Raw genomic sequence first — 18,928 nt, forward strand, 5'->3', positions numbered from 1 at the left:
GGGCACGAATGCCCCCGCGCATCAAGACTGCGCGCCATCCAACCGGAATGTCCGCTGGTCGAAATTGATGCTGGTCCCGGGTCCGAACCATTTCATGAACATTTTTTCCGCCTCACCGGACTGCTCCAGGCGCTTGAACGCCTGATTGACGTAGTCCAGCATCTCGGGAGAAGTCTTGCGAATTCCCGCGCCCAGCCTTTCCGTCGACAGCGCTTGCGGCAGAATGGTGTAGTCTCCGGCGCCTTCCTTCAGCGCCGCCCGGCTCGTCAGCAAAGAGATCTCATCTGTGCAGTAGCCATCACCCTTGCCCTGGACAAAGGCCAGAAACGCCTGGGTCGTGGTGTCGAAGGAAATGATGTCGGCGCTCGGCAACCGTTCCCTGAGCATCTGCTCCATCGTGCTGCCCTTGGTCGTCGTCACCTTGCGCCCGGCCAGATCTCCGACATTCTTGATGTCCGATGCGGTTTTCACCATCACCTTGGCGCCTGTGACGAAATAGGGGTTCGAGAAATTCACGACCTTCGCCCGTTCCGGGGTTTCAGTCAGCTCGGCCAGCAGCACGTCCACTCGCCCCTGCTCCAGTTCCGGAATTCGGGCAGCCACCGCAAGGGTCTTCATTTTGGGCTTGACTCCCAGCCCGTCCGCAAGCTTCTGGCAAAGATCAACCTCATAGCCAATCAGTTGGCGGGTCGATTGGTCGACGAAGCTGAATCCCCGGGACACCCCGAGGGTTCCGCAAACCAATTCGCCGCTTTCCTTGATCCTGTCGAGATCGTTTGCCGATGCGAAGGAAGACGCCGTCGCCGCCAATGCGACGAATACCGACATGCACAACTTTTTGGAATACTTCATTGATGTCTCCTGGTTGGTGATGTGACTCTTGATATTCACAAGGCTTGTTCTTGTCGAAACGATGGATGGGGGTCGGCCCCAAAGGCATTTCCCATCCGTTCCAGGGCCTGGGCCAGAACGGAACGGGGACATCCGAGATTCATCCGCACGAAACCGCGCCCCTCCTCCCCAAACTTGATGCCACTATCCAGATGCACACGGGCGCGACGCCGCAAGCGCTCGTCGAGCGCGTCATCGAGCATGGCCTGGGCCCGGCAGTCAAGCCATGCGAGATACAGCGCGTCCGACTGGAATACCCGGAACCCCGGAATTCGCTCGAGTGCCTGGGACACACGGCGGTGATTCTCACGGAGATAAATGAGCAATGCGTCCAGCCACGGCGCGCCCTGCCGGTAGGCCGCCTCGCAGGCCACCATGCCCAGGCTGTTGATACCGTGGTTGCCGTTGCGATCCAACTCGCGAGCCAGTTGCTCACGCAGTCCAGGATCAGGGACGAACAGATTGGAAACCTGCAACCCGGCAAGATTGAATGTCTTGCTCGGCGCGGTGCAGGTGATGGAATTCCGGGCGAAGTCGGCGCCAAGACTGGCAAACGGGATGTGACGCTTACCCTGGCCAAACACGAAATCCTGGTGGATCTCATCGGACACCACCAGCACCTCATGTCGACGGCAGATCTCACCCATCTGCCGTAGGTCGGCTTCCGACCAGACCTTCCCTACCGGGTTATGCGGATGACACAGAATGAACAGCCGGGGCCGATGCCGCTTGATGATGTGCTCGAAAGCCACCGCGTCGAACCCGTAGCACCCGTCCTCCTCTCGGAGCGGCGCACAGACCACTCTGCGTCCATTGGCCTGGGGAACTTTGAAAAAACGCCCATACACCGGCGGCTGGATCAAGACTGCATCGCTGGCGGACGTAAAAGCCCGCACGATCTGAGACAAGCCTGCAACCACGCCAGCCGTATGCAAAAGCCACACCGGATCCACATCCCAGCCATGCCGTTCCCCCTGCCACCCGACAACGGAGTCAACGAACCCAGTACTCGGGAAAACGTAGCCGAATACCCCATGCCTGACGGCATCCTGCAGGGCATCCAGAACCGGGGCGGGCGCCCTGAAGTCCATATCGGCAACCCACATCTGGATCACCTCATCGCCTCCATCGCCCCATTCCCGCTGCAGGTCGGGCGAAGCCCATTTCTCGGAGTTCGTCCGCTGACGGTCAATGACTTCGTCGAATTCAGATTCCATGTCTCCATCCAGATGTCGTTGATCAGGATCGTGTTGTTTCAAGCATTAAATAGGAGATGCCCAGAGGCGAGGAGTACCACTCGCCGAAAATCCAAGGGGACCATTGACGATGCCCCATGCTTTCGGAAACAGGCACCCAGCCGAAAATCCGTAGGGCAGCCTCAATCCAGAGCGCTATTTCTTCCTGCCCCGATACGGAGACATCCGTCGCGCCGGGACACACGGCCTCGAGTTCATCGACGCGGACGATCACGTGGAGAAAAGGTTTGAAGGGATCAAAGGTCTTGAGCACGAGCCCGCAGCGGGACGCTACATCTTGTTGCCCAGGTAACGTAAAGGCCCCCTGGACGCCTCCTGCGTCCGCCCGCTATGCTGCCCTCAGTCGTCAACCGCACAGGAGCACAGCATGGGCATCATCAGCATGATCGTCGTGGGTTTCATCGTCGGCCTGATCGCCCGGGCCATCATGCCCGGCGACCAGAAACTGGGCATCATCATGACCACGATCCTGGGGATCGTGGGGTCGATCGTGGCCGGCTACCTGGGGGCAGCGCTGGGTCTGTACCAGGCCGGCCAGGGCGCCGGCTGGATCGGATCCATCGTCGGCGCCCTGATCGTGCTGCTGATCTACGGCTGGGTCGCCAAGCGGGCCTGAACAGCGTCGACAAAAAACCGGGCCGCCTCCCGCCCATCGAACCCTGAAACGGGTTCACGAACGGGAGACGGCCCGGCGCATGCGAGCGCGGCCGCCCGAATGCCTACTGCAGCGTGCGTTCGAAGACGAACTTCTCGCCGTCCCAGTCCACCGGCACCACGTCGCGCGGGCCGAAGGTGCCGTCCAGGATCAGACGGGCGACCGGGTTTTCCAGGTACTGCTGGATGGCGCGCTTCAGCGGCCGGGCTCCGAACACCGGGTCGTAACCTACCTGGGCCAGTTCCTTGACGGCGGCATCGGTGACTTCCAGGCGCATTTCTTGCTGGGCCATGCGCTCGGCCAGGCGCTTGAGCTGGATGCGGGCGATCGGCTCGATATGCGTGGCATCCAGGCCATGGAAGACCACGATCTCGTCGATCCGGTTCAGGAATTCCGGCCGGAAGGCGGTCTTCAGTTCGTCGCGAATGACTTCCTTGACCACGTCGTAGGGCTGGTCCGCCAGGTTCTGGATGTGCTGCGAACCGATGTTCGAGGTCATGATGATCACCGTGTTGCGGAAATCCACGGTGCGTCCCTGGCCATCGGTCAGGCGGCCGTCATCCAGGACCTGCAGCAGCACGTTGAACACGTCCGGGTGGGCCTTTTCGACTTCGTCCAGCAGGATCACGCTGTAGGGCTTGCGGCGCACGGCCTCGGTCAGATAGCCGCCTTCCTCGTAGCCCACATAGCCCGGAGGCGCGCCGATCAGGCGGGCCACCGAATGTTTTTCCATGAACTCGCTCATGTCGATGCGCACCAGATGGCTGTCCGAATCGAACAGGAAGCGCGCCAGTGCCTTGGTCAGTTCGGTCTTGCCCACGCCGGTCGGCCCCAGGAACAGGAAAGAACCATAGGGCCGGTTCGGATCGGACAGCCCTGCGCGCGAGCGGCGAATGGCCTCGGACACCAGGCGCACGGCCTCGTCCTGGCCCACGACGCGTTCGTGCAGCACGGCTTCCATGCCCAGCAGTTTCGCGCGTTCGCCCTGCATCATGCGCGACACGGGGATGCCGGTGGCCCGGGAGACGACCTCGGCGATTTCCTCGGCGCCAACCTGGGTGCGCAACAAGCGCGGCTTGCCGGCTTCCGTGTCTTTGGGAGCAGCTTCGGCGGCTTTCAGCCGGGACTCCAGTTCGGGCAGGCGGCCGTACTGCAGTTCGGCCAGTTTGTCGTACTGGCCCTTGCGCTGCCATTCGGCCATTTCCGCGCGGACCTGGTCGATTTCCTCTTTCACGGCCTGCGAACCCTGGACGGCCGCCTTTTCGGCCTTCCAGATTTCCTCGTAGTCGTTGTATTCGCGTTGCAGGGTCTCGAGTTCTTCCTCGATCGCCTTCAGGCGGCGTCCGGAGGCCTCGTCGGTGTCCTTGCGCACGGCCTCACGCTCGATCTTCAGCTGGATGATGCGCCGGTCCAGGCGATCCATGACTTCCGGCTTGGAATCGATTTCCATGCGGATACGGGCGGCAGCCTCGTCGATCAGGTCGATGGCCTTGTCGGGCAGAAAGCGGTCGGTGATGTAGCGGTGCGACAGTTCCGCTGCCGCCACGATGGCCGGGTCGGTGATCTGCACGCCGTGGTGCAATTCATAGCGTTCCTGCAAGCCGCGCAAAATGGCGATGGTGGATTCCACGTCGGGTTCGTCCACCAGCACCTTCTGGAAGCGCCGTTCCAGCGCGGCGTCCTTTTCAATGTACTGGCGGTATTCATCCAGCGTCGTGGCGCCCACGCAGTGCAGTTCGCCGCGCGACAGGGCGGGCTTGAGCATGTTGCCGGCGTCCATCGCGCCTTCGGCCTTGCCCGCGCCCACCATGGTGTGCAGCTCGTCGATGAAGACGATGGTCTGCCCGGAGTCCTGGGACAGTTCCTTCAGCACGGCCTTCAGGCGTTCCTCGAATTCGCCGCGATACTTGGCACCCGCCAGCAGGCCCGCCAGATCCAGCGTCAGGACGCGCTTGCCCTTCAGGGTTTCAGGCACTTCGCCGTTGACGATGCGCTGTGCCAGGCCCTCGACGATGGCGGTCTTGCCCACGCCGGGTTCGCCGATCAGCACCGGGTTGTTTTTGGTGCGGCGCTGCAGGATCTGGATGGTGCGACGGATTTCATCGTCGCGCCCGATCACGGGGTCGAGCTTGCCTTCGCGTGCGCGGGCTGTCAGGTCCAGGGTGTATTTCTTCAAGGCCTGGCGATTGTCTTCGTCGTCCGCGCCCTCGACAGCCGCACCGCCACGCACGGCGTCGATGGCGGCCTCCAGGGCCTTGCGCTGCAGGCCGGCCTCGCGCAAGGCGCGGCCGACCTCGCCCTTGTCGTCGGCCAGGGCCAGCAGATAGAGTTCGCTGGCAATATAGGTGTCGCCGCGCTGCCCGGCTTCTTTGTCCGTGCGCGCCAGGGCAGCCTGCAGGTCGCGGCCAGCCTGTACATTGCCTTCGGTGCCCTGCACGGTGGGCAGGGCCCTGATCTGGCGGTCCAGTTCGGCCTGCAGGCGAGGCACGGCCACGCCGGCACGCGCCAGCAGACTGCCGGCGCCGCTGTCCGCATCGGCCAGCAGGGCCGACAGCAAATGGACGTTTTCGATATAGGGATGATCGTGACGCACGGCCAGACTTTGAGCGTCGGCCAGCGCTTGCTGGAACTTCGTCGTCAGTTTGTCGAATCGCATGGGTGGAGCCCTTCATAGGGAGGGGGCGCTGCGCCCCGATATGCGATATATGCGGTTGGCGGGGGGGATTTTCAAGACGCAATCAGCGTCAGATGCCCGACAGGTTCGGATGTGCATCGCACCTTGAGGAAAATCAAACGACTGCCAGATAAACCCACCCTTCGGCGGCCAATGGCCACCCCCAGGGTTTACCCGATGCTACAGTCGGACGGACCTGATCCAAGGCCGTCTTCCCGTCATCCAAAGAACTGCCATGACCTCACACCAGGACTGGGACCCCCGCGCCCCGGAAGTGCTCGCCGATCCCATCGCCGCCTACGACCGCATGCGCCAGCGCTGTCCGGTAGCCCACAGCGACTACCTGCATCATTCCGTGTTCCGCCACGCCGACGTGATGCGCATCCTGACGGATCACGACACGTTCAGCAGCCGGGCCTCGCGTCACGTTTCGGTGCCCAACAGCATGGATCCGCCGGAACACACGGCCTGGCGCGCGCTGATCGAACCCTATTTCGGCCCGGACCGCATGGCGGACTTCGAGCCCGAGTGCCGCCGGATCTGCGCCGAACTGGTGGCGGCCCTGCCGCGCAACACCAGCGTGGAGATCATGTTCGGCCTGGCGCACCCGTTTGCGCTGCGCATGCAATGCGCCTTTCTGGGCTGGCCCGACAGCCTGCACGAACCGCTGCGGCAATGGATCCACAAAAAGAACGTTGCCACCCTGTCGGGCGACACGCATGCCATCGCCGCCGTCGCCACCGAGTTCGACCAGACCATCCGCGACCTGCTGCAGGAACGCCGCCTGGCTGGCGACCAGGCGCCTGATGACGCCACGACCCGCCTGATGCGCGCAACCATCCACGGACGCACGCCGACCGAAGACGAGATCGTCAGCATCCTGCGCAACTGGACGGTCGGCGAACTGGGCACCATGGCCTCAAGCGTCGGCATCATCGCCCATTACCTGGCCACCCATCCCGGCCTGCAGGACCAGTTGCGCCGCGACCCCGCGCTGGTCCACGCCGCCAACGACGAGATCCTGCGCATCCACGCCCCGCTGATCGCCAACCGGCGCAGCCCGACCTGTCCTGTACGCGTCGGCGACACCGATGTGCAGCCTGGCGAACGCCTGACCCTGATCTGGGCGTCGGCCAACCGCGACGAGGCCGTGTTCGGCGACCCCGACGAATTCCGCCTGGACCGGGATCCTGCCCTGAACCTGTTGTACGGGGCGGGCATCCACGCCTGCCCAGGCGCACCGCTGGCCCGCATGGAACTGGTGGCCATCATCCAGGCCCTGCTGGCAGATACCTGGACGCTGGCGCCCAGCAAAGAACACCCGCCCATGCCCGCCATCTACCCGGCCAGCGGCTATCGGCAGGCGATTCTGATGCTCCGGCACGACACGGCATAAGCTCATCACGGATTCCCATACCAAGCCCCGGTTATATCCTGCCCCGCAAGACTACAATTCAGGCATGAACCATTCGGGGTGAAAGAGCCCCGTTTTCCTGGGGGCTTGCCAGCCATGTGTCAGCTATTGGGCATGAATTGCGCCACGCCGACGGACATCACCTTTTCCTTCACGGGATTTGCAGCGCGCGGCGGCGGCACCGACCACCATGCCGACGGTTTTGGCATCGCCTTCTACGAAAATCGCGGCTCGCGCTGCTTTCTGGACAACGCCCCCTGCTGCCAGTCGCCCGTGGCCGATCTGATCAAACACTACCCGATCAAATCGCGCAACGTCATCGCCCACATCCGCAAAGCCACCCAGGGAGCCCTGGAACTGGAAAACTGCCACCCCTTCGTGCGCGAACTGTGGGGGCGCCACTGGCTGTTCGCCCATAACGGCGACCTGAAATCCTTTGCGCCCACCTTGCGCGGCGACTGCCTGCCCATCGGCCAGACCGACAGCGAACGCGCCTTCTGCTACATGATGGAAGGCCTGCGCGCGCAATTCGGCACTCGCGAACCCGACGACCAGGAACTGTTCGCCGCCGTGGCCGAAATGACGGCCGAACTGACCCGCCACGGCGTCTTCAACTTCCTGCTGTCCAACGGGCGCTGCATGCTGGCGCATTGCTCGACCTTGCTGACCTATATCGTGCGCGCCTGGCCATTCCAGGTGGCCCACCTGGTCGATACCGACGTGGCCGTGGATTTCGCCAACGTCGCCGGTCGCGGGGACTGCGTGGCGGTCATCACGACCAAACCATTGACCGACAACGAGACCTGGACCGCCTTTCGCACGGGCGAACTGATGATGTTCGTGGACGGCCGGCCACAATCCAGCATACAGATCGACATCCCCGAGCACATCCAGCGCAGCAACCGGGAAAACCTCGCCTGCGCGTGACCCTGGCCGGATGCCCTATGATGACGTCATGAGTGATACTTCGGCACACGACGACCCGCGCCCGGTCGAACCCATCGAGCCCGACCTGAACGAATGCTGCGGCAACGGCTGCTGCCCCTGCGTCTTCGACACCTACGCCGAGGAAAAGCGCGCCTGGGAACAGGCCGTGAAAGCCTGGGAACAACGCCATCCGGACCGGGCGGAAACCACCTCCTCATGAACCGGGAGACGTCCGGGAACCCTTGCTGCGCATAGGGTTCCTGCCGGTTTCTGGGGGCCGCATTTCTATAATCGGACTTTTCGACTCATCTTTTCAGGAATGACGCACCGTGGCTTCCGACGCTATCCCCATGTTTGCTGAAAACACCTACCCTCTCGACGCGCGGGGCATCGCCAAACGCTTTCGGCATGCCGCCATCTTTGGCGCCTTGTCGGCCCTGCAGCCGGGGGAAACCATGCGTTTCTGCAACGACCACGACCCCTTGCCGCTCTTGCAGCAACTGAAGAACCATTTCGGCGAGAACATCCAGTTCGAATACCTGGCCCGCAACCCGGGCGAAATCGTCATCGATTTCCACATCGTGCCCTGAACACACGGCAGTTCCCGCCGTCCGCCCGCTGCGCAAGCTAAGGGTTCGTTTCCAATAGAAAATCCAGCGAAGGCGCGGCGCGCGAAGCGACGACCTCGATCACCTCATAATTCGCGATTCCGTGCAGGCTGAATGGATCTGCCGCCAGGATCTCTATCAGAGCCTGGCGGCCCGATGCAGCGGCGAGAATGAAGCCTCCGGTCCGGGGCTCTTTCCGGCCGGACAACAGAAACAAGCCGCTGGCGTAATGACGATCCAGGAACTTCCGGTGTTCTTCCAGAAGTTCATTGACTTGTACCAACGGCTTTCGATAATTGAGCAGTACGATAAACATGGTCGGGTCGGCTTAAAAACAAGTTTCAAAACAGGAGTCGGCTCGTGACCTCAGACCTCGAGCCATTCTTTCTGCAGGTCGGGGTTCCGGCTCAGTTGGGCGGCGGTTCCCTCAAACACGATTTCCCCATGCCCCATCAGATACAGCCGATTGCAGAGATCCAGGGCAATGTCCAGCTTTTGCTCGATCAGCAGCACCGATACCTGGCGACGCTTGACCTCCAGCAACAGGTCCCGGATCTGGGCGACGATCTTGGGGGCCACGCCCTCCGTCGGCTCATCGATCATGATGAAGTCCGGATTCCCCATCAAGGTGCGGCATAGGGTCAGCATCTGCTGTTCGCCACCCGACAAGAAGCCGGCGGGTGTGTTTTCCCGCTCTTTCAGGCGCGGGAAGAAATCGAACATCTCGTCCAGTTGCCACCGTCCTGGCGGCCGGCCAGGCTTCTCGCCCAGCACCAGATTCTGCCTGACCGTCAGGGTGGGAAACACATCCCGGTTCTCGGGGACATAACCGATTCCCAGCCGGGCAATCCTGAAGGCAGCCATCCGGATGGTTTCGGCCTCATTGAATCGCACCGATCCCGTCCTGCTGACCAGGCCGATCAGCGCCTTGACCAGCGTCGAGCGGCCGGTGCCGTTACGCCCCAGCAGACTGACGATCTCCCCCCGTTCGATGGACAGGTCGATGCCATGCAAGATATGGCTCTTTCCATAGAAGGCATGCAGCCCTTTAACCACCAGCATATTTGTCTCCCAGATAAGCCTCCCTGACTGCGGGATCCTCGCGGATGCGCTGCGGGGTATCACAGGCGATCAATGCGCCGCCGGACAACACGGCAATGCGGTCGGCCAGGCCAAACACGACGCTCATGTCGTGCTCGACCATGATCAGGGTGCGGGCCTGCGAAATACGTCGAATCAGACAGGTGGCCGCCTCGGACTCGGAGCGGCTCATGCCTGCGGTCGGCTCGTCCAGCAGCACAACCTGAGGGTCGCCGGAAATCGCCATGGCAATCTCCAGCGAGCGGAGTTCCGCGTATGACAGCTCGCGGGCAGGTACGTTCCGGCGTCGCTGCAGGCCGACCTCCTCCATCACGGCATCCGCCCGCTCGCGCACGTCGCGCAGGCGCTCCATGAAGCGGATCAGGCTATAGCGGTAGCCCAGAGACCACAGCACCGACGTCCGGATGTTCTCGGACACGCTCATGGTGGGAAAGATATTGCTGACCTGGAACGACCGGGAAAGCCCCTTGCGATAGATCTCGAACGGCGCGACGCCCACCAGGCTTTCGCCGTTCAATTCGATGCTTCCGCCCGAAGGGAGGATGCGGCCGCTGATCATGTTGAACAGCGTGGACTTGCCAGCGCCATTGGGTCCGATCAGGGCAATGGACTCGCCCGCCCGCACATCCAGGGTCACGTCGTGAATGATGCAAGTCGCACCGAAGGACTTGCGGACCTGGTGCAGACGCAAACCTTGCAGACTCATACCGGGCCTCCCTGAAACTTTGAAACGATTCTCTTTCGATACAGAAGACAGCACACGGCGGCGATCAGCACGGCCATCAGGCCCGACAGCATCCCGGGTGACAAGCCCGGAAAGAGCGGCAGGAGAGACAGGCCGCTCTGCCCGTCTTCTACCAGATAGATCGTCTCGATCAACTGGACCGCCGCCGCGCCGACCAGGGCGACGGCCAGCAGGCGCAGCCATTGGCGCGGACCATACTGCGGCAAAGCCAGCAACAGGGGCATCAGGCCCTTCGGGGAATACAGCACGACCAGGATGAACAGCACCCCGAAATACAAAAGCCAGGCCTGGGTCAGGGTTGCGACGAACGACATGAACAGCACGTAGACGATTGCCCCCAGCACCGGCCCCAGGAACAGTCCCGATCCGCCCAGGTAGGCCGCGATCAGCAGCATGCCAGACTGCCCCAGCCCCAGCGTCTCGGACGTGACTATCTCGTAATTGACGACCATGAGCGAGCCGCCGATGCCGGCAAACGCGCCCGACAGCACCATGGTGAGCAGGCGGATCTTCTGGGGGTTGAACCCGATGAACATCACGCGCTCGGCGTTGTCGCGGACCGCATTGGACAAGCGGCCGATCGGAGTCCTGGTGATCAGGAACTGCAAGAAGATGACCAGGACCGTCCACCCCAGCACGTAATAATAGGCCTGCAACCCCGAACCCAGATCGAAGCCCAGGATCGGCGAACTCAGCATGCGGTCGACCGTGATGCCGGATTCGCCGCCAGACCAGCCCGGCATCATCAGCGCCAGGTGCGCGATCAGCTCGGAAATCCCCAAGGTGATCATGGCAAAGGCAATGCCCGAGCGGCGGGTGGAGACGAATCCCAGCGTCAGGCCGAAGAACGCCCCCGACACCGCCCCGACCAGAGGCAGCAGGAAAATCCCCGACCCCAGGCCATCGGCCCCGAAATGGTTGAGAAAGTGCGCCGTGCAGTACGCCCCCAGGCCTGAATACACGGCGTGCCCGAACGACAGCATGCCAGTCTGCCCCATCAGCATGTTGTAGGACATCGCCAGCAGGGAGATCACGGTGAACTGAGTGAACAGCGACGTCAAGGAAGAGCGATCCACGGCCGCCGGAACGAACAGCATGACTGCCAGCAAGGCCGCGACAGCCGACCATCGCATGAACGACGTTTTCATAGGCCGCCTCCCCGATTCCCGCACAGCCCCTGAGGGCGGACCAGCAAGACGAGCACCATCAAGGCGAATGGCAGCAAGGGCGCCGACTGGGCGATTGTGATGCGCATGAACTCCTGGTCGAACACCGCAGCGACCCGCGAACCGAAGGCGTCCAGGATCATCTGGTAAGGCGAAACATCGAAGAGAATAGCGAAGTTCTGGGTGAAGCCCAGCAGCAGCGCGGCGATGAACGCCCCTTTCAATGAGCCGATGCCGCCCAGCACAACCACCACGAATACGATCGGCCCGATGGCCTGCGCCATGGCCGGCTCGGTCACCGCCATCGGCGCGCCCGCCGCCCCGGCCAGGGCGGCCAGCGCGATGCCGACGCCAAAGACGAGCATGAACACCTTGGGCACGTCATGCCCCAGGGCTTGGACCATATCGGGATGCGTGAGCGCCGCCTGCACGACCAGGCCGACGCGGGTCTTCTTGATGATGCCGTACAGCACCAGCAAGGCGGCGACCGACACCAGCATCAGGAACAGCCGGTACGAGGGAAAGGGCGCCCCCAGGATCGTGAAGGCATCGCCCGACAAAAGGGCGGGCACGGGGTAGCTAACCGGCGCCTTGCCCCAGATCAGCTGGACGATCTCTTCGATGATGTAGGACAGCCCGAATGTGAACAGCAGTTCGGCCACGTGGCCGTAGGCGTGCACGCTGCGCAGGCCGAAGCGTTCGACCGCCATTCCCAGCCCTCCGACCAGCAGCGGCGCGAGAAAGAGCGCGGGGAAAAAGCCGACATGCAGGCCGAGCGTGTACGCCAGGTAGGCGCCCAGCATGTAGAAGCCGGCATGCGCGAAGTTCAGGACTCCCATCATGGAAAAAATGAGGGTCAGTCCCGCAGACAGCAGGAACAGCAGCAAGCCGAAGCTCAGTGCGTTCAGCGATGTGATGATCAATGTGCTCAAGCGAGTCTCCTGCGGAGTGCGCCCGCACCCCGTGGTTCACAGGAATGTCCAGATCAGGAAGGTCGCTGCATCTTGCAGGTGGTCGCCTGAACCGTCCGCGCAGCCGGGATCACGCTGTCCACCTGAAAGCCGACGACCTTCGTGTTCTCGGCGTCATACTGCACGTCCGAGGGGCCGCCATTGGCCGCGACCTTCTTCAGGGTCCCCAGGAACATGGGCAGGGCGAGCTGGTGGTCCGCCTTGCCCATCAGCGCAGGGCCGGTGGCCGAATCGAAGTGCATGCCCTCCAGCTTTTGAGCGACCTTCAGCGGCTCGTTGGAACTCGCCTCTTTCGCGGCCTGCGCGAACATACGCATCATGGTGCGAATCTGGTAGAAGTACAGTTGCTGACCATAGCGCTTGTTATAGGCGTCGGCGAACGGCTGGACCTTGTCGTCCTTGATGTTGGGCAGCCAGACACTGACGACCTTCAGCAGGTCGACGCCGTCCTCCTTGATGGCGGTGGGCGCGCCGAATCCCGAGCCGTAGATCGTGTAGATGTCGATCTTGAGGCCCGCCTCGTTGACCGCCTTGATCAGCAGGGACAGGTCATTGCCCCAGTTGGCCGTCAGCAGCGCGTTCGCGCCCGACTCGCGGATCTTGGCCACATAGCTGGAAAAATCCTTGACCTGCCCCATCGGATGAAGATCGTCCCCGACGACCTTGATGCTGTTGCCGTGTTCCGCCAGAATCCGCTTCGCGGAGGCGGAGAACTGCTGCCCCAGCGCATAGTTCTGGTCCAGCAGATAAACCGACTTGATCTTCTTGTCCTTCAACAACTCGCCCACGATGGCGGCGGCCTTCATGTCGACGCTGGGATCGAAGCGGAAATGCCAGAAATTGCATTTGCTGTTCGTCAGGTCATTGTCAATGGCGGAATGGTTGAAATACAGGACGGGCGCATCGGGGTGACGCCGGTTGTATTTCCCGACCGCGTCTTCCAGCGCGGCGGCGACCGCCGAGCTATTGCCCTGGGTCACGTAGCGGATGCCCTGATCGGTGGCCTGGCGGAAGGCATTCAGGGTTTCCTGCGGGCTGCCCTTGCCGTCGATCGTGACGAGCTGCAGCTTTTCACCGTTGATGCCGCCAGCCGCATTGATCTCTTCGATCGCGCTCTCCAGTGTCCGCTGCTGCTGTTCGCCGACGTTGGCGAACGGACCGGACATGCCGTCCAACTGGGCGATCTTGACGTCGGCAGCTGCGGATCCGGCCACCAGCAACATAATTGCACCGGCCACGAGGGAAAATTTACGATTCATGGTCTGTCTCCTGGATATCATTGAAGTGAAAAATTTCCAGCATCAAGCCTTCTGCTGCCGTGCCCGGACCACGTGGCTGGCGGCAATACGGCCAAAGACCAGGCCGCGCAGCACCGAGGTCGAGCCGTTGTAGACCTGGTGGTAAATACCAACGGTCTCGCCAGCCGCATACAGCCCGCGGATCGGATAACCGTCCTTGGTCAACACCTCGGCATCGGGGCTGACCTTCAAGGCGCCGAACGTGAAACATGCCGTCGAAATGATCGGATAGGCGCGAAACGGCCCTTTCTTCAGGGGCCTGGACCAATGCGACTTCCGGGGCTCGATCCCCGAGGTGGCCTGGTGGTCCAGGTCGAAAGGCTTGAACTCCGCCTCGCCTGCGGGACATGCGGCGTTGAAGGCCTGGACGGTGTCGGCTAGCGCATCGGCCGGGACGTCAATCAGCACCGCCAGTGCCTCGATCGTGTCGGCTTCCAGTGGCGGCACGTCGCTGCGGATGCTGGTCTTCCAGCGGGGAATGTCTTCAACCTGGCTGTCGAACACCACGTACACCAGCCCTTCGGGCTGTTCCGCGAAGCTGCGGGCAATATTGTCGTAATGGGCGTCGACGGTGCCGGGCGCCTCGTCGATGAAGCGCTCGCCCCGGCGATTGACGAGGATCCCGTAGGGATAGATGAAGATGACGGCTTCCGCCTGCAAGGAACGGGGATCGACGGGTTCCGCATGGTAGGACCCGTATTCCCCCGCAGGCGCGGCCCCGGCCCGCAAGGCCATCTCGATGCCCTCGCCCCGGTTGTAATACCCGCCCGGCGCCACCGGCCTGATGTTGGCCGCCTTGCCGCCCAGGTAGCGCGTCATCATCTCCTGGTTGCCCTGGAACCCGCCGCTGGCGAGAATCACGGCATGAGCATGAAGGGCGTGCCGCTCGCCCCGGGCATTCAGAGCGAAGACCCCCTGCACCGCACCCAGGTCGTCATGGATCAAGTCCACGGCCGTGGTCTGGTAAGCGATCTCTCCCCCCAGTTCGAGCACCCGTTCCCGCAGGCGTTCGATCAAGGCGAGCCCGCCGCCTTGGGCGGCGATGCGGGACGTATTCTGGGTCAGCAGGTAAATCGGCTGCGGCTCGAACTTCAAGCCGAAGCCTTTCAGCCAGCGGATGGTCTCGGGGACCGAGTCCGCGAATCTCGACACCAGTTCCGGATCGGGGAACGGATGCGCCTTGACGTTGGGCGGCCATGAGTCGTAGGACCCGGAACTGATCGCCTTCAGCACATTGGGATCGACGTTGCAGCCGGGATGGTTGGCGAAATGCTCTTCGAAGTCATCGGCAATCTCCGAATCGTTCTTCATGCGCATATAGGCTTCCGTCCAACGGGATCCTCCCCCGAAATTCTCGGGGGTCGCACGCTCCAGATTCAGGGTCTTCAGCCCCGCCTCCAGGGCCGTGGCGGCGGCCGAAAGGCCGGCCACCCCGCAGCCCACGATCAGCAGATCCGGTCGGTCGTCTTGCTTTTGCATCATTGTCGTCTCCTGGTTTCGCAATCAGTCCGTGGGTCCGCGAGGCTCAGCCCAGCACCCAGGGATTGGCCTTGTTGGGCCGGGTCGTGATCCATACGCTCTTGGGCTGCAGGTATTCCTTGACCGCCTCGGTCCCGCCCTCGCGCCCGATTCCGCTGTTCTTGTAGCCACCAAACGGCGTCGTGAAGCTGGTGGAGCGGTAGTTGTTCACCCAGACCGTGCCCGCCTCCAGGCGGTCCACGCAATAAAGCGCCCGATGCAGATCTTGAGTCCAGACGGCCGCGGCCAGGCCGAAGTCGCTGTCATTGGCGATCGCCAGGGCTTCGTCCATCTCACCGAAGGGGATCACCGCCAAGATCGGACCGAACACCTCTTCACGGGCGATGCGCATGGTGTTGGTGACGCCGGTGAATATCGTCGGGCTGATGAACTGGCCCTGCCCATAGCCGGGACCGGACAGCGGCTGGCCGCCCAGGATGCAGGTCGCCCCCTCTTCCTTTGCGATGTCGATGTAGCGCAGGATCTTTTCGTACTGCGCCTGGGTAGCGATGGGCCCGACCTGCGTCTCCGGCAGCGCCGGGTCTCCGATCCTAGCCTGCGAGGCGATCTCCACCAGGCGCGCCACGAAACGGTCGTGAATGCCGCGCTGCACCAGCAAGCGGGAACCCGCCATGCAGGTCTGGCCCGCCGCACCGAAGATGCCGGCGATGGCGCCGTTGACCGCCTGATCGAAATCCGCATCGTCAAACACGATATTGGCGGATTTCCCGCCGAGCTCCAGGGTCACCTTCTTGAAATGCCTGGCCGCCGCGACGGCGACTTCCCGCCCCCCGAAATCTCCGCCAGTGAACGCGACCTTGGCGACCTTCCGGTTCTCGATCAATGCGGCGCCGATCTCGCCGCCGTACCCGGTGACGACGTTCACCACCCCGGGGGGGATCCCGGCTTCGAGAGCGAGCGCGCCGAGCTCCAGCAGAGGCGGCGACGTGTATTCGGAAGGCTTGATGACGATGGTGTTCCCACACGCCAGGGCAGGCGCCATTTTCCAGGCGGTCAAGGCGAGGGGCGAATTCCAGGGCGTGATGGCGGCCACGACGCCGAGCGGCTCATAGCGGACATAGTTGAATACGCCCGGCTTGTTGATCGGGACGACCGCGCCCTCGATCTTGTCGGCCAGGCCCGCATAGTAATAGAACCACTGGGCGACGTTCCGCGCCTGGCCGGCGACCTCGGTGATGTTCTTGCCATTGCAGGAACGCTCGATATCCGCCAGGTGGGCGGCATCCCGTTCGATCAATCCCGCCAGCTTGCGCAGCAGCGCGCCACGGGCCGTCGCGGTCAGTTCCGACCAAGCCGGATTATGGAACGCCGCATGGGCGGCATCGACCGCTGCACCGGCATCCGCGGCCGAGCCCCGGGGAATCCGGGCGATCACTTCTCCCGAGAAAGGCTCGACCGAGTCGATCCATTCACCTGCCACGGGGTCGGTCCAATGCCCGCCGATCAGCATCTGGTACTGCTTCATGACGTCTCCTGTCAGTGCGATATCGGTTCAGTGCTGCAGTTGACCAAAATATTAGCACAGTTCTAAAATAAGAACATCAATTCTGTCTGACAGAATTTTATCCACTCAACGGTGGTCGAGTAACGACAATGGCCAAGGGCACGGAACAATGAGACGACTACTCGAAGGCATCAAGATCCTGGACCTCACCAATGTGCTGGCGGGTCCCTTTGCCGGATACCAGCTGGCATTGCTGGGGGCCGACGTCATCAAGATCGAAGTCCCCGGGTCCGGGGACCTGGCGCGCAATCTGGGGGCGGCCAAGGCGCGCAACGCCCGGGGGATGGGCACGTCCTTCCTGGCCCAGAACGCCGGCAAGAAATCGATGACGCTCAACCTGAAGCACCCCCGGGGCAAAGAGATCTTCAAGCTCCTGTGCGCCCGCAGCGACGTGGTGCTGGAAAACTTCCGTCCCGGCGTCATGCAGCGCCTGGACCTGGGATACGAGACCCTCAAGGACGTCCATCCCGGCCTGGTCTACTGCGCGATTTCCGGCTACGGCCAATCGGGGCCGCTTGCCGCCTCTCCCGCCTATGACCAGATCATCCAGGGCAGATCGGGAGTCATGAGCATCACGGGCGATTCGGACAGCGCCCCGCTGCGGGTCGGATATCCCGTCTGCGACACCATCGGCGGGCTCACCGCCGCGTTCGCCATCAGCGCGGCGCTGGTCCGCAGTCTGCGCAGCCAGGAAGGTTGCTTCATCGACGTCTCCATGCTGGATTCTTCCTTGACGACGATGGGCTGGATCGTCTCCAACCAGTTGATCGCCAAATGCGCCCCCCAGCCTATGGGCAATCACAATTTCACCGCCAGCCCCTCGGGCACCTTCCAGACGCGGGACGGCGTCATCAACATCGCGGCCAACAAGCAAGAGCAGTTCGAGACGCTGTGCGCGCTCATTGGCCGCCCCGAATTGGCGGCGGACCCGAAATTCCGGGACCGGGAGGACCGCAAGCGCCACCGGCCGGAACTCACCGTCCAGATCGAGCAGGGCCTGAACACGCAGACGGCCGCCTACTGGGATGAGGTCCTCAACCGGCACGGTGTCCCGGCGGGACAGGTACTGAGCGTCGAGCAGGCGCTGGACCAGGAACAGATCGCGCACCGGGGGCTGCTGATGTCCCTGTCCCAGGACGACGAAGAGATCACCGTGACGCGCAGCGGATTCCTCGTCGACGGCCAACAGACGGCCGTCGACGCCCCGCCTCCCCGCCTGGGTCAGCACACGGACGAGATCCTGCGCGGACTGGGACTCACCGATACCGCGATCGCCAGACTGCAGGAGGAAGGCACGATATGAATGGCACGAACGACAACATCCGGCCGGACGGCCGCGAGACCGACCCGGCTGGAGCCGCGCGCCAATGGTGGCGCACCGGCATCATCGACATTCAACCCGGCAGCATCCGGATCAAGGGCGCGCCGATCGAGACGCTGATCGGCACGATCGGTTTCCCCGAGATGATCTGGCGCATGCTGCGCGACGACCGTCCCACTCTGGCGCAGCTGCGGCTGTTCGAGGCGGCCCTGGTATCGTCGGTGGATCACGGCCCCCAGGCGCCCTCCATCGCCATCGCCCGCATGGCGGTCACCTGCGGCGTCAGCCTGAATGGCGCCATGGCTTCGGGCGTCAACGTGCTGGACGACATCCACGGCGGTGCAGGCGAGCAGTGCCTCGCGCTCTATCGCGACGCCGTCGAACGCCTGTCGGACGGGGCGGACTTCCGCCAGGCGGCCGGCGAGGCGCTGGACGCGTTCCGGAATCATCAAGGTTCCATCATTCCCGGCTTCGGCCACCGATTCCATCCCGTCGACCCCCGCGCCGTGCGCCTGACCGCACTGGCCGCCGAGGCAGCCGCCCAGCACCAGATCGAAGGCCGCTTCCTCAACGTCGCGCGGGCGATGCAGTCCCTGCTGGTCACGCGCGACGGTCGACCGATTCCCATGAACATCGACGGCGCCACCGCCTTGATCTACGGCGAACTGGGCTTTCCCGATGCGCTGGCGCGCGGCCTGTTCGTCCTGTCCAGATCGGTTGGTATACTGGCCCACGCCTGGGAACAGAAGCAACAGGGCGGGCGCATCAAAGGCCCGTTACCGCCCAGCTTAGGATACACCTACACCGGGCCGGGACCCGATCCTGCAGCATGACCTGGAAACGGCGAATCCGCACGAC

At 63.0% G+C, this 18,928-nt stretch carries 19 protein-coding genes; 7 read left to right on the top strand and 12 right to left on the bottom strand.

Translation table 11 applies throughout. The features are described from left to right. Nucleotides 1-21: 21 nt before the first annotated feature. The 3 genes from VDP74_RS05690 to VDP74_RS05700 are packed head-to-tail and all read right to left on the bottom strand — an operon-like array spanning nucleotide 22 to nucleotide 2,400. Nucleotides 22-852: a transporter substrate-binding domain-containing protein gene (locus tag VDP74_RS05690; RefSeq protein WP_322998658.1), complete on the bottom strand. Its 831-nt coding sequence runs from the start codon at nucleotides 850-852 to the stop codon at nucleotides 22-24. A gap of 35 nt (nucleotides 853-887) precedes the next feature. Next, nucleotides 888-2,108 (bottom strand): MalY/PatB family protein, encoded by a 1,221-nt coding sequence (locus VDP74_RS05695; RefSeq protein WP_322998659.1) that lies wholly within the window; start codon nucleotides 2,106-2,108, stop codon nucleotides 888-890. Nucleotides 2,109-2,130: 22 nt separating this feature from the next. Next, nucleotides 2,131-2,400, bottom strand: a complete 270-nt coding sequence (locus VDP74_RS05700; RefSeq protein WP_322998660.1) for a hypothetical protein — start codon at nucleotides 2,398-2,400, stop codon at nucleotides 2,131-2,133. Nucleotides 2,401-2,514: 114 nt separating this feature from the next. Between VDP74_RS05700 and VDP74_RS05705 the strand changes: the two genes are divergently transcribed. Next, entirely contained in the window at nucleotides 2,515-2,763 is a 249-nt protein-coding gene (locus VDP74_RS05705; RefSeq protein WP_322998661.1) for a GlsB/YeaQ/YmgE family stress response membrane protein, read from the top strand. A 103-nt stretch (nucleotides 2,764-2,866) separates the two neighbouring features. Here the strand turns inward: VDP74_RS05705 and clpB are convergent, their stop codons facing one another. Continuing rightward, nucleotides 2,867-5,458, bottom strand: a complete 2,592-nt coding sequence (gene clpB, locus VDP74_RS05710) for an ATP-dependent chaperone ClpB (RefSeq protein WP_322998662.1) — start codon at nucleotides 5,456-5,458, stop codon at nucleotides 2,867-2,869. Between the two features lie 253 nt (nucleotides 5,459-5,711). Here clpB and VDP74_RS05715 point away from each other — a divergent pair, with 253 nt between their 5' ends. The 4 genes from VDP74_RS05715 to VDP74_RS05730 all read left to right on the top strand — a co-directional run bounded on the left by VDP74_RS05715 (nucleotide 5,712) and on the right by VDP74_RS05730 (nucleotide 8,407). Then, nucleotides 5,712-6,872, top strand: a complete 1,161-nt coding sequence (locus VDP74_RS05715) for a cytochrome P450 (protein WP_322998663.1) — start codon at nucleotides 5,712-5,714, stop codon at nucleotides 6,870-6,872. Nucleotides 6,873-6,986: 114 nt separating this feature from the next. After that, nucleotides 6,987-7,817, top strand: a complete 831-nt coding sequence (locus tag VDP74_RS05720) for a class II glutamine amidotransferase (protein ID WP_322998664.1) — start codon at nucleotides 6,987-6,989, stop codon at nucleotides 7,815-7,817. Between the two features lie 28 nt (nucleotides 7,818-7,845). Next, the gene (locus VDP74_RS05725; RefSeq protein WP_322998665.1) at nucleotides 7,846-8,037 is read left to right on the top strand and encodes an oxidoreductase-like domain-containing protein; all 192 of its coding nucleotides are present in this window, start codon (nucleotides 7,846-7,848) and stop codon (nucleotides 8,035-8,037) included. 130 nt (nucleotides 8,038-8,167) lie between these two features. Continuing rightward, nucleotides 8,168-8,407: a DUF2249 domain-containing protein gene (locus VDP74_RS05730; protein WP_043681763.1), complete on the top strand. Its 240-nt coding sequence runs from the start codon at nucleotides 8,168-8,170 to the stop codon at nucleotides 8,405-8,407. A gap of 37 nt (nucleotides 8,408-8,444) precedes the next feature. On the opposite strand, the gene VDP74_RS05735 is transcribed toward VDP74_RS05730, so the two are convergent. From VDP74_RS05735 to VDP74_RS05770, 8 genes are read right to left on the bottom strand one after another with little or no spacing between them, the layout of a single operon-like run. After that, entirely contained in the window at nucleotides 8,445-8,741 is a 297-nt protein-coding gene (locus tag VDP74_RS05735; protein WP_322998666.1) for a YciI family protein, read from the bottom strand. Nucleotides 8,742-8,791: 50 nt separating this feature from the next. Beyond that, a complete protein-coding gene (locus VDP74_RS05740; RefSeq protein WP_322998667.1) occupies nucleotides 8,792-9,487 on the bottom strand; it encodes an ABC transporter ATP-binding protein in 696 nt (231 codons plus the stop codon). Beyond that, on the bottom strand, nucleotides 9,474-10,232 hold the full coding sequence (locus tag VDP74_RS05745) for an ABC transporter ATP-binding protein (protein WP_322998668.1): 759 nt from the start codon (nucleotides 10,230-10,232) through the stop codon (nucleotides 9,474-9,476). Before VDP74_RS05745 ends, VDP74_RS05740 begins: the two co-directional genes overlap by 14 nt. Beyond that, entirely contained in the window at nucleotides 10,229-11,419 is a 1,191-nt protein-coding gene (locus tag VDP74_RS05750) for a branched-chain amino acid ABC transporter permease (protein WP_322998669.1), read from the bottom strand. The genes VDP74_RS05745 and VDP74_RS05750 overlap by 4 nt, the downstream gene beginning before the upstream one ends. Continuing rightward, a complete protein-coding gene (locus VDP74_RS05755; protein WP_322998670.1) occupies nucleotides 11,416-12,369 on the bottom strand; it encodes a branched-chain amino acid ABC transporter permease in 954 nt (317 codons plus the stop codon). The genes VDP74_RS05750 and VDP74_RS05755 overlap by 4 nt, the downstream gene beginning before the upstream one ends. A 53-nt stretch (nucleotides 12,370-12,422) precedes the next feature. Further along, nucleotides 12,423-13,667 (bottom strand): branched-chain amino acid ABC transporter substrate-binding protein, encoded by a 1,245-nt coding sequence (locus tag VDP74_RS05760; RefSeq protein WP_322998671.1) that lies wholly within the window; start codon nucleotides 13,665-13,667, stop codon nucleotides 12,423-12,425. A 42-nt stretch (nucleotides 13,668-13,709) separates the two neighbouring features. Further along, nucleotides 13,710-15,188, bottom strand: coding sequence for an FAD-binding protein (locus VDP74_RS05765; protein WP_416232937.1), 1,479 nt, complete (start codon nucleotides 15,186-15,188; stop codon nucleotides 13,710-13,712). A 43-nt stretch (nucleotides 15,189-15,231) separates the two neighbouring features. Beyond that, nucleotides 15,232-16,710 (bottom strand): aldehyde dehydrogenase, encoded by a 1,479-nt coding sequence (locus tag VDP74_RS05770; RefSeq protein ID WP_322998672.1) that lies wholly within the window; start codon nucleotides 16,708-16,710, stop codon nucleotides 15,232-15,234. A gap of 148 nt (nucleotides 16,711-16,858) precedes the next feature. On the opposite strand from VDP74_RS05770, the gene VDP74_RS05775 reads away from it, so the two are divergent. Together VDP74_RS05775 and VDP74_RS05780 are read left to right on the top strand one after the other, a co-directional pair. Continuing rightward, a complete protein-coding gene (locus tag VDP74_RS05775; RefSeq protein WP_322998673.1) occupies nucleotides 16,859-18,052 on the top strand; it encodes a CoA transferase in 1,194 nt (397 codons plus the stop codon). Next, nucleotides 18,049-18,903: a citryl-CoA lyase gene (locus VDP74_RS05780; RefSeq protein ID WP_322998674.1), complete on the top strand. Its 855-nt coding sequence runs from the start codon at nucleotides 18,049-18,051 to the stop codon at nucleotides 18,901-18,903. Before VDP74_RS05775 ends, VDP74_RS05780 begins: the two co-directional genes overlap by 4 nt. Nucleotides 18,904-18,928 lie beyond the last annotated feature (25 nt).

This window comes from Castellaniella sp., from assembly GCF_034674885.1.
Classification (GTDB): Bacteria; Pseudomonadota; Gammaproteobacteria; order Burkholderiales; family Burkholderiaceae_B; genus Castellaniella.